This is a genomic window from Rhodobacter capsulatus (assembly GCF_005144475.1).
GTDB lineage: Bacteria > Pseudomonadota > Alphaproteobacteria > Rhodobacterales > Rhodobacteraceae > Rhodobacter > Rhodobacter capsulatus_C.
Map to the genome: position 1 here is coordinate 20,831 of NZ_SWJZ01000077.1, position 9,237 is coordinate 30,067.

At 62.1% G+C, this 9,237-nt stretch carries 8 protein-coding genes and 1 pseudogene; 4 read left to right on the plus strand and 5 right to left on the minus strand.

Features of this window, described 5'->3' with window-relative positions:
* Nucleotides 1-12: 12 nt before the first annotated feature.
* Nucleotides 13-2,130 (minus strand): TonB-dependent receptor family protein, encoded by a 2,118-nt coding sequence (locus FBT96_RS16060; RefSeq protein WP_169583525.1) that lies wholly within the window; start codon nucleotides 2,128-2,130, stop codon nucleotides 13-15.
* On the opposite strand from FBT96_RS16060, the gene FBT96_RS20820 reads away from it, so the two are divergent.
* Nucleotides 2,108-2,311 (plus strand): hypothetical protein, encoded by a 204-nt coding sequence (locus FBT96_RS20820; protein WP_169583527.1) that lies wholly within the window; start codon nucleotides 2,108-2,110, stop codon nucleotides 2,309-2,311. The genes FBT96_RS16060 and FBT96_RS20820 overlap by 23 nt on opposite strands.
* Before the next feature lie 430 nt (nucleotides 2,312-2,741).
* Here FBT96_RS20820 and FBT96_RS16065 read toward each other — a convergent pair whose 3' ends face one another.
* A complete protein-coding gene (locus FBT96_RS16065) occupies nucleotides 2,742-3,785 on the minus strand; it encodes an IS110 family RNA-guided transposase (protein WP_249306531.1) in 1,044 nt (347 codons plus the stop codon).
* A gap of 283 nt (nucleotides 3,786-4,068) precedes the next feature.
* On the opposite strand from FBT96_RS16065, the pseudogene FBT96_RS16070 reads away from it, so the two are divergent.
* Nucleotides 4,069-4,930: pseudogene (locus FBT96_RS16070) on the plus strand (transposase).
* A gap of 135 nt (nucleotides 4,931-5,065) precedes the next feature.
* On the opposite strand, the gene FBT96_RS21655 reads toward FBT96_RS16070, so the two are convergent.
* The 3 genes from FBT96_RS21655 to FBT96_RS16085 form a co-directional block, all read right to left on the minus strand.
* Nucleotides 5,066-5,209 carry a hypothetical protein gene (locus FBT96_RS21655; protein ID WP_394347680.1) on the minus strand — a complete coding sequence of 48 codons (144 nt, stop codon included), beginning with the start codon at nucleotides 5,207-5,209 and terminating at the stop codon, nucleotides 5,066-5,068.
* Nucleotides 5,158-5,307 carry a type II toxin-antitoxin system prevent-host-death family antitoxin gene (locus tag FBT96_RS21660; RefSeq protein ID WP_394347679.1) on the minus strand — a complete coding sequence of 50 codons (150 nt, stop codon included), beginning with the start codon at nucleotides 5,305-5,307 and terminating at the stop codon, nucleotides 5,158-5,160. Before FBT96_RS21660 ends, FBT96_RS21655 begins: the two co-directional genes overlap by 52 nt.
* Before the next feature lie 69 nt (nucleotides 5,308-5,376).
* Nucleotides 5,377-6,036 carry a DnaA N-terminal domain-containing protein gene (locus tag FBT96_RS16085; RefSeq protein WP_249306533.1) on the minus strand — a complete coding sequence of 220 codons (660 nt, stop codon included), beginning with the start codon at nucleotides 6,034-6,036 and terminating at the stop codon, nucleotides 5,377-5,379.
* A gap of 529 nt (nucleotides 6,037-6,565) precedes the next feature.
* Between FBT96_RS16085 and FBT96_RS16090 the strand changes: the two genes are divergently transcribed.
* Both FBT96_RS16090 and FBT96_RS16095 read left to right on the plus strand, forming a co-directional pair.
* Nucleotides 6,566-7,873, plus strand: a complete 1,308-nt coding sequence (locus tag FBT96_RS16090; RefSeq protein WP_136908389.1) for an AAA family ATPase — start codon at nucleotides 6,566-6,568, stop codon at nucleotides 7,871-7,873.
* Entirely contained in the window at nucleotides 7,870-8,976 is a 1,107-nt protein-coding gene (locus FBT96_RS16095; protein ID WP_136908391.1) for a ParB/RepB/Spo0J family partition protein, read from the plus strand. Before FBT96_RS16090 ends, FBT96_RS16095 begins: the two co-directional genes overlap by 4 nt.
* The last annotated feature ends 261 nt before the right edge of the window (nucleotides 8,977-9,237 follow it).

Genomic DNA, 9,237 nt, shown 5'->3' on the forward strand with positions numbered 1-9,237 from the left:
GGGGCCGAAAGGTCAGAACTTCATCTTCACGCCCAGATAAGCGGCCCGCCCCTCTCCGGGCAGATAGGAGGCGCTGTTCGTCATCGCGGTATCGGCGGCAACAATCGCAGCGGCATAGGTTTCATCAGTGACATTGGTCAACTCCGCCACCAACTCAATCTGATCGCTCAACGCGTAACGGACGCCCAAGTCCAGCAGTGTCACCGCATCGGCCTTGGCGGTATTGGCATTGTCCACCCAGATTTCATCGCGCCAGGTCACCGCCCCCGAAAGCGCGAGCCGGTCGCTGGTCTGCCAGTCGAGCCGCACCTTGAGCAGGTTGCGCGGTGCGCCAGCCAGCGTGTTGTTGCCGCGTGTGGCGTCGTCGTCGAAATGGAAATCCTGCCAAGTGTAGGCGAGCCGACCGCGCAAATCGGACGCAAGGCTGACGTTTATACCCAACTCGATTCCATCATGTACCGTGCGATCGGCGTTGCTGACATAAGGCACCCCCGAAGAGGTGTTCAGCTGCAGAAGTTCGTTGTCGATCTGCGAATGATAGGCGACGGCATCCCAGCCGACCGCTCCCCGGTTGCCACGCCAGCCGATTTCAAGCGTTCGGGCCTGCTGCGCTTTGACGTCCGTGGCGCGCAGCCCGACCGGGCTGGTGTTCACTGTGCCCCCGACCGGCGAAAGCAGATCGTCCGAGGTCGGCGTGTCGAAGCTTTTGGACAGGTTGATCCAGGCAATCTGATCTTCGGCCGGGGTCCAACGCAGCGCAAGGGCCGGGCTCCAACCCTCGTAGCTATTGTCAAAACCAGTATCTGAGGCGGTACCCACCCGGGTCGGCCAAAGCTCGGTATTGTCGCGCGTCGCATGCGTATAGGACAGCGAAGGCGCCAGCAGAAAAACCCCGCCAAACGGCAGGTTCGCCCCCAGATGCGCGGTGGTGGTGGCAGATCTCAGCCCGTTTGCGCCAAACTGCGCCCCCCGCGACCCACCCGAGTTGAAGTAATATTCCCGGTCCGCATGCCCGTACGCATGGTTCAGCGTCGCCTCGATCAGCGGCAAATCGGCACCTTCGGGCATCAAGGCATAACGTGCCATCAGATTGGCGTCCCATCCCTCGGTGCCCCTTACACCATGCGCGATAGGAAATATGAATTCGTCTTTCGTCCGGGAAAGCGACACCCCCGCATCGAAGCGGTGCGCCCCGCTCTCGAGCGTGGTGCGGGTTCCCACAAGGGTTTGCGTGGTGGCCCGATGCGGCCGATCACGCAGGACATTCGGGCCGATACCAGTGCCATTACCGTTGGTATTGAGCGGATTCTCGTTGATCCGCGTCGGGTCGGCCTGCGAGTCGGCCCAGTTCAACGGCCCGGCCACGTCGAACTCCAGATCAGTGTGGTTGACGAATACCTGTGTCGTTCTTCCTTCATCCCAGTCCATCGTCACGGTGCCGCCCAGCACCAACCTGCGTTGTGCATGATTGATCTGGCGCTCGCCATCCGCGTCTGTCAGTTCAAAGCGCAGCAGCGCCGAAACCTTTTTCCCAGCAACAGCGTGGCTGCCCGACACCGAGCGCTTACCAAAACTGCCTGCGCCAAATGTCAGGGTCGTTCCCGGCTCCGTCTGCGCCGTGGGCGACAGGAAATTGACCGCCCCGCCCAGATAGGCCGCACCAAGGCGGTTGGAGGCGGAGCCCCGAAACACCTCGATCGCCTCGGCTTGACCGGGGGCCGCCAGACCCACGATGAAACTGCCGTCCGCCCGGTTGATCGGCATCCCGTCTTGCAACACCAGCAAACCCCGCTCGGTCGGGTTCTGTTGCAACCCCGAGCCCCGAATCTGGATACGCGGCTGATCGTTGCCGCCCATGAATTGTTGCACCACCACTCCCGGGGAAAGCGAAAGCGCCTGTGCCAGGGTCGGTGCAGCGGCACTGCTGAAGTCGGTGGCGTCGACTACATCGACCGCAATCGCGGCCGCCCGCAATCGCGCAGCGGCTCCACGGCCCTCTCCCGAGACAATGATCGGGTCCAGTTCGAACACCGCGCCAGGGGCGGCGGATTGCGCAAATCCTGCCGGAACAAGGGCCGTTTGCAGCGCCAGCGCCGCCGAGCCGGCCATGAGCCATGTCGTTTTGGTCATCGTTGCTTTCCTGATGGCGGAAAGCTGGCGGGTTGCTGGCATCCGAGGTGTTAGGGAAATCTTAATACCCTATTTCTTTTTTCTGAAATTGACTTTGATCAAGAGCAAGCCGCAACCACCACATTTCGTGCAACCCAAAAAGCGCGGAGAGAAAATCATTTTCAATCGGTTAGTTGAATGATTTGAAGAACATGACTGCAAGGCTTTTCCACCTCTCTAACCGCATGGATTCAAAATGCGAACCCTCGACATTCAGAGTTCCGCTGCACCGCCGATAGTCACCCTAAAACAGGTTCTCCAGCGCGACCCCTGTCGGGGCGAAAACGCTTAAATTGCCAGTCACGACAGTCGCGCCAGATGCTGTCCCTGGGCGTTCTCTAATCGCCTTGGTCAAGGGCTGATCTTGCAGCTGTTCATCCTGCGCGCCGGGCTCTTTGGTTCTCTCCGCGGTCGCCGCGTTGGACGCCGCATGTTTGCGTTCAGGGTCGGGTGGATCGAAGTGGTGTGCGCGGTCGTTGCCGCAGCCGTGGGAGCGATCTTGCCCTCGCCGCGCGTCCCGGCTGGACGCTTTCCGGTCTGCTGAAGATCAGCGTCGGTCGAGCAGTCTGGATCTATGCCGTTGCCGCCTCCTTGAAGGATGTGTTGGTGCGCCACATGGCGTGCAGGGTGACTGCGAGTTTCCGGGCCAGCGCGACCTTGGCCTTGCGCGGTCCGGTTCTCTCGGCAATCGCCCGGGCCCAGTCCCGCAGCCGTGGGCCGCCCAGGTTACGGCAGAAGATGGCGTTCGCGGCCTCGAACAGGCACTTCCTGGTGAAGGCATCTCCCCGCTTGGACACCCGCCCGTTCCGGCTGATCTCGCCGGACTCGTAGCGCCTCGGCGTCAGCCCCAGATAGGCGCCCGCGCTGGATGAACGGCGGAAGCGAGACGCGTCATCGAAGGCCGCGACAGCTGCCATCGCCGTGATCGGACCCACGCCCGGAGCGGTCATCAGCAGCCTGACCGTCGCATGCCGCTTGGCAACTGCACGGATCCGGCTGTCGAGCGCGGCGATGCGGGCAAGGATGTCGCGCCGGGCCTGCATCAGGGCCTCGAAGATCGGCACTAGGTCCGGGGCGACAGCCAGTTCGCCCTCGATGATCTCCTCGGCCCGGCGCTTGAACCCGCCGACTCGCTTGCCGAACATGACGCCGAAGGTCTTCAACAGCCCCCTGATCTCGTTCTCCAACTTGACGCGCATGCCGACCAAGGCCTCACGCGCCGTCAGCATGGCACGGTTGACATAGGCTTCATGGCTCTTGATCTGCGCGGCCTTGAACCAACCGGTGCGGACGATCTGCGCGAGGCCGCGGGCGTCGTGCTGGTCAGTCTTGTTGGGCATCATCTTCAGAACGCCGCTCGCGTGGCGGGCGTCCATGCAGACGATCGGCACCTGCCGCTCCGTCAGCGCGTTCCACAGCCAGACAGCCAGCGGGCCGGTCTCCATGCCGACCCGTTCAAGGCCTCCGGTTCGTTCTGTCAGCCAATCGGCAATCGCATCCGGGCAGGTCGGCACCTTCGCCTCGGCGACGTGCGTCCCATCCTGACGCACCACGCAAATCGCCGTCTCCTCTTGCGAGACGTCCAGAGCTGCAAACATTCCCATCGAATCCTCCATGCTCAGGCCCCGGCAAAGCGCCGGAGCGACAGATCCCATCCTGCAACGGAAAAGGCCGCGGATGGGGCGTGGCGATTACGCTAAGTGGTGTAGGTTCTGGCTGCGGTGGTCACCGGAGATGTTCCGGTAGGGTCTGGTTGCTGACACCAACCTGGACCGGAGATTCCACCGATGACCACCGACATGATGAACCTGCGCGACCTCGTCGAGACAGAGGAGGATCAGGAATTGATCCGGGGGATCAATTCCCCGACGATGCCCTGACGCCGATCTTCTGCGTGAGATGGTCGACCCATGCGGTCGACGCTTTGCCGCCGAACGGCTGATGGAGCTGGAGGTCAGCGCCGCAACGGGTGCAGCCTATGGCGAGAAGGACCCAGCACGGCTCGCACAGCGCAACGGCTATCGCGACAGGGATTGGAAAACGCGGGCCGGGACGGTCGAACTGCGCATCCCGAAGCTGCGCAAGGGCAGCTACTTTCCGGGTTTTCTCGAGCCTCAACCGCCCGCTCGAGGGCGACTGGCCCTATCTCTGGATCGACGCCACCTACCTCAAGGTCCGGCGCGGCGGGCGGATCGTGAAGCTGGTGATCTCTGACGCCCATGAGGGCATCAAGGCAGCCGTCTCCAAGGTTCTGACTGCGACCTGGCAGCGGTGCCGCGTTCATTTCCAGCGAAACGCCCTGGCTCATGCCGGAAAGAGCGGGCGCGTTCGCCAATGTCTCTCGGACCATTGGCTCACCGTCGCTGCCTTCATCGCCACGGCCTTCGCGCAAGACACGGCAGAGGCCGCGAGCACCCAATGGCGTGCCGTCGCCGACCAGATCCGTCCCAAGGTGCCGAAGCTCGCCACGCTCATGGACGAGGCAGAGCACGACGTCCTAGCTTACATGTCCTTCCCGAAGGAACACCGCGCCAAGCTGCACAGCACCAACCCGATCGAGCGCCTCAATGGCGAGATCAAGCGCCGGACCGAGGTCGTCGGCATCTTTCCCAACGATGACGCCATCGTTCGCCTCGTCGGAGCGCTGCTGCTCGAACAGAACGATGAATGGGCCGTTCAACGCGCCAGATACATGACGCTGGAAACCATCGCGCCGATGGGTGAGGATGCTGTAATCAGCTTGCCCGCCGCGGCATCCTGATCAAGCAGGCCCGAGCCGAGCATCACGGTGACGATCCGCGCCAGCTACACCACTCCATGGGACAGCATCCGGCCACCTTCGGGGCACGGTCGGGACGACGCACAGCGGAAATAACATTCGTATCAAGGATATACATCAGAAGTCTACATCGCGTGTGTCAACGGTGACGCGGGGCAGATCGCTACGACGAATCGCCATCAGATGATCCGCAAAGCTCTCGCGCGCTTTCACCGTCCCGGCCAGAAGCCGTCGATATTCCTCGCCCGAGACGACGACCACCGCGGGCTTACCTCTTGCGGCTGCCCCGCAAGCGCGGCTTCAACCACCGCGCTGAACTTGTTCTTGGCATCTTGAACGGTCCACATCAACGCACCCATCTAGCTACCCAGCTAGACATATAGGTATGACTGCAGCCGCATTTCGTCAAGTGGCCCCGCTCAACACCGTCAGGTAAGGCGCAGACCATATCCCGGCGCTTCCAACGCCAGGGCAGCCTCAAGACGGGACATATGATGCGTGCGCACATAATCCGCATGAAACGCCGACGGTGCCTTGAGCCACACCTCTTCCGCCATCTCGTCCACCTTGAGCGCCGCGAACCATGCGCGATAGATACTCGCATCCCCTTCTTGCAGCCTACGCGCGATTCGGGGCCAAACCCCCTCCCCTTCCGGCAAAGCGATCTGCGGGAAGGGGATCACCTTGCGATCCTCCACCTCGGCAGCGGGTCCATCGAGCCGCTCGACCAGATCAGGGCCGACCATTTCCCAACTTGAACGGGTGTCTTCCAGAATCCGGGATATCCCAAGGCCATAGACCGTCACCCGCCCGCGCGCCGCGGGGCGTTTCTCGATCAACCAGCCACGGTCTCTAAAGGCCGCCATCTCGCGCTTGACTGTCCGGGTATCGACGGACCAAAGCCGGGCGATTTCAGTCTGACCCACAGACAAATGATCGTTTTGCCAATTGTAGCGGGCCGTGATCAGGCAAATGAGACGCAAGGTTTGCCGCTGCAACGTCTTTCCTTGCGACAGCGCATACACGCCAAGGATCGTCAGCAGATCGTATTTGCGCGTGGCTCCGCCGCGACCGACGGCCTTCTTCATCAACATGTCCTGCCCTCGGAGACGACGCCCCACCGCTCATGAACTGGCAGTCACGTTGTTATCCTGCAGAGAGTTCAGAAGAACGTTGCTTCTCAACTCTCTACGCCACTGCCAAGCGTTATTTGTTTCGTTGTCGGCATTAGCGTCCTGTTGAGCGATTCTGTCAAGAGGGGCTTCACCTCCCGGCAATCAGGACAGCTCTAACCCGCGATCAAAATCAAAAAGAAAAGGTTCTTAATGGTATTGGGGGACATCCTGTGTGTCCCCCAATTGGAGCGTTGATGTCCCCTCAATCTCTGGATGAGGGCGCCGAATGTCACCCCAAGATTTGCTCCCGAGCTCCAGTCCTGAGCCAACTCATCCTGATGCTTCGCACGCTGCTGCCGAATCGCGCAGGTCTCGGAAAAGCGGGACAATTTCGGCGTCGAGGTAAAACGTGGCCCAAGCATAACTTAGGTTTTGATGTTTTGGCAAATCCATCGTATTTCAGAAAGCACAAACAATCTACGTCCAGACAATGGAACCGAGCATGTACACCCACGAAGATCTCGCCGCTCTTCAGGCCCAGTCACTGAAGATGCAGGGCTTCATCCGACGCCAGACCTTTTCGCCCGAACATGAAAAGACCCTGCGCCGTTTCTCGTCCTGGGAGGTGTCGGAGCTGATCTTCAAGATCAACCAGTCGACCTTCCGCGGGCGCTTTGCGGCGGATCCCGACCTTCCCGGCGGGGAAGTCGAGGAGGATGGCCGCCAGCGCTGGTTCTCGCTGACCGAGATCAACGAGCTGCGGCGCAAGATGAAGATCAACCGCACCTCGCTCATGCCCAAGCGTCCCGCGGGCAAGCGCGCGATCCGCGCGGCGATATCGAACTTCAAGGGCGGCGCGGGCAAATCGACCGTGGCGCTGCATTTGGCACATGCTGCGGCGCTTGATGGCTATCGCGTGCTGGTCGTGGATTTCGACCCGCAGGCCACGCTGACCCATTCGATGGGGCTGCATGACGTGAGTGAAGAACTGACGGTCTGGGGGATCATCGCGCGCGATCTCGTGCATGAGACAGACCGGATGAACTCCGCACCCCGCGCCGCCGAGAGCGGTACCTCCCTGCCCCAGCGTCGCCTGCCCGCCTCGGTTCGTGATCTCGGACTGGGCGATCTGCGCGTGACCGACTTCATCAGGACCACTGCCTGGCCGACCATCGATATCGTTCCCAGCTGTGCCAACGCCGCCTTCGTCGAATTCGCCAGCGCCCAGTATCGACACCTGAACCCGGACTGGTCCTTCTTCGCCGCCGTCTCGCGCTATCTCGATGCGCTGTCGAACGACGCCTATGACATCATCCTGTTCGATTGCCCCCCCGCCATCGGCTATCAGTCGATGAACGCGGTCTTTGCGGCCGATGTGCTCTATATCCCCTCGGGCCCCGGCTATTGGGAATATGACAGCACCACCTCGTTCATTGGGCAGTTGGCCGAGGCGCTCGAGGATCTCTCGCAGGGGTTCGATGGCACCTTCCCCGCGGGGAAGATGCGCCTGCCGAAGGCGTTCATCGACATGCGCTTCCTGATGACGCGCTATGAGCCGGGCAACGAGTTGCACCGCGCGATGTATGAGGCCTTCTGCAAGGTCTTCGGCGACACTGTCTGCAAGGAGCCGATCGAGATGACGCGCGCGGTCGAGCAATCGGGCCGGTTCCTCTCGTCGGTTTATGAGATCGACTATCGCACCATGACCCGTGAGACTTGGCGCCGCGCGCGCGCCTCCTTTGATCGCGCTTACGAGGAGTTCAAATCCTGCATGCTGGCGGCGTGGGACAAGATGGAGGATGAGCAATGAAGAAGCGTCGCACCTTCGACATCGATCTGCCCGAGGAAGAAGAGACCTTCCCCGCGGGGAAGGATCAGCCCGCCTCCCCTGCCCCGCGCCGCTCGCCCATGGCCGCCGCCATTTCCGAGAACGCCGAGGCGCTGCGCGACCGGCGCGCGCTCGAAGCCAAGATCCGCGCCGAAAACGATGCGCTGGCCGCCGAACATGTGCGGATGAAGCGGCTGGGTCTGATTGTCGACATGGTGGCGCTCGAGGCGATCGACAGCTGGAAGCTGGTGCGCGACCGGGCCAAGGGAGATGATCTCGAGCTGGCCGAGCTGGTGGCCTCGATCCGCGATATCGGCCTGTCGAACCCGATCCGCGTCGAGGCGCGGGACGATGGCCGGTTCGAGCTGGTGCAGGGCTTCCGCCGTCTTGCCGCCTACAAGGCGCTCTTGGCCGAGACTGGCGATGCAGAGCTTTGGGGCAAGATTCCGGCGGGCATTCTTCCCCGCGGGGAAGATCTGGAGGCGCTTTATCGGCGCATGGTCGACGAGAATCTCGTGCGCAAGGACATTTCTTTTGCCGAAATGGCGATGCTGGCGCTGAACTATGCGCGCGACCCGCAGACGACCGAGAGCGATGCAGATCGCGTCGTGGCCGAGTTGTTCAAATCGGCGGGCTATCAAAAGCGCAGCTATATCCGGCAGTTCATCCGGGTGATGGATCGGCTAGGCGATGTTCTGCGCTTTGCACCGCATATTCCGCGCGCGCTTGGGCTGAGGCTCGCGGCGGCGATCGAGGAGCGGCCGGAACTCGTCGCGCAGATCAGCGCGGTGCTGCGCGATTGGGAGAACCGCTCGGTGGCCGACGAGTTGGAGGTTCTGCGCAAAGCCGCGGGGCTGGAGGCCGATGTTGAGGGGCAGGCCGCTCTGCCGTCTGGCACGGGCCCCGCCAAGGCCCGACCTGCGGCGCGCGCAAAGACCACGTTTCAGGTGGCCTCGCCGCTCGGGGCCGCAAAGTGCACGGCTGCGAACGGGCGTCTTGAAATCAAGCTCGACCGTGATTTCTCGGCGCTTGATCGGCGCAAGCTGGAAGCGGCGCTGATCCGTCTTCTCGGGGACATCGCCTGATCTTCCCCGCGGGGAAGATCGCAACCTTTTTCGCCCGCGCGGATGCCGATCTCTTTGGCATCCGCGCGGGCGATCTCGTTTCACGATCGGCGCCAAGCCGGGTTGAAAGTGAGAGTGGGGCTGTTTGAGGGGTGACGGGAAGTGAGATCGGAAGAGAGGCTTCCGGCGCCCGTCGCGGAGAAGATCTGATGGCGAAAGCTGCCCAGAAAATCACCCTGTCCCCCTCGCGAGACATCCCCTTCGACAAGCTCGTGTTGAGCC

What these genes read in the sequence shown, in the direction of transcription:
- FBT96_RS20820 (WP_169583527.1), top strand. Translation starts at nt 2,108, where the DNA reads ATGAGCCATGTCGTTTTGGTCATCGTTGCTTTCCTGATGGCGGAAAGC.
- FBT96_RS16060 (WP_169583525.1), bottom strand. Translation starts at nt 2,130, where the DNA reads ATGACCAAAACGACATGGCTCATGGCCGGCTCGGCGGCGCTGGCGCTG.
- FBT96_RS16065 (WP_249306531.1), bottom strand. Translation starts at nt 3,785, where the DNA reads ATGGAGGATTCGATGGGAATGTTTGCAGCTCTGGACGTCTCGCAAGAG.
- FBT96_RS21660 (WP_394347679.1), bottom strand. Translation starts at nt 5,307, where the DNA reads ATGGGTGCGTTGATGTGGACCGTTCAAGATGCCAAGAACAAGTTCAGC.
- FBT96_RS16085 (WP_249306533.1), bottom strand. Translation starts at nt 6,036, where the DNA reads ATGAAGAAGGCCGTCGGTCGCGGCGGAGCCACGCGCAAATACGATCTG.
- FBT96_RS16090 (WP_136908389.1), top strand. Translation starts at nt 6,566, where the DNA reads ATGTACACCCACGAAGATCTCGCCGCTCTTCAGGCCCAGTCACTGAAG.
- FBT96_RS16095 (WP_136908391.1), top strand. Translation starts at nt 7,870, where the DNA reads ATGAAGAAGCGTCGCACCTTCGACATCGATCTGCCCGAGGAAGAAGAG.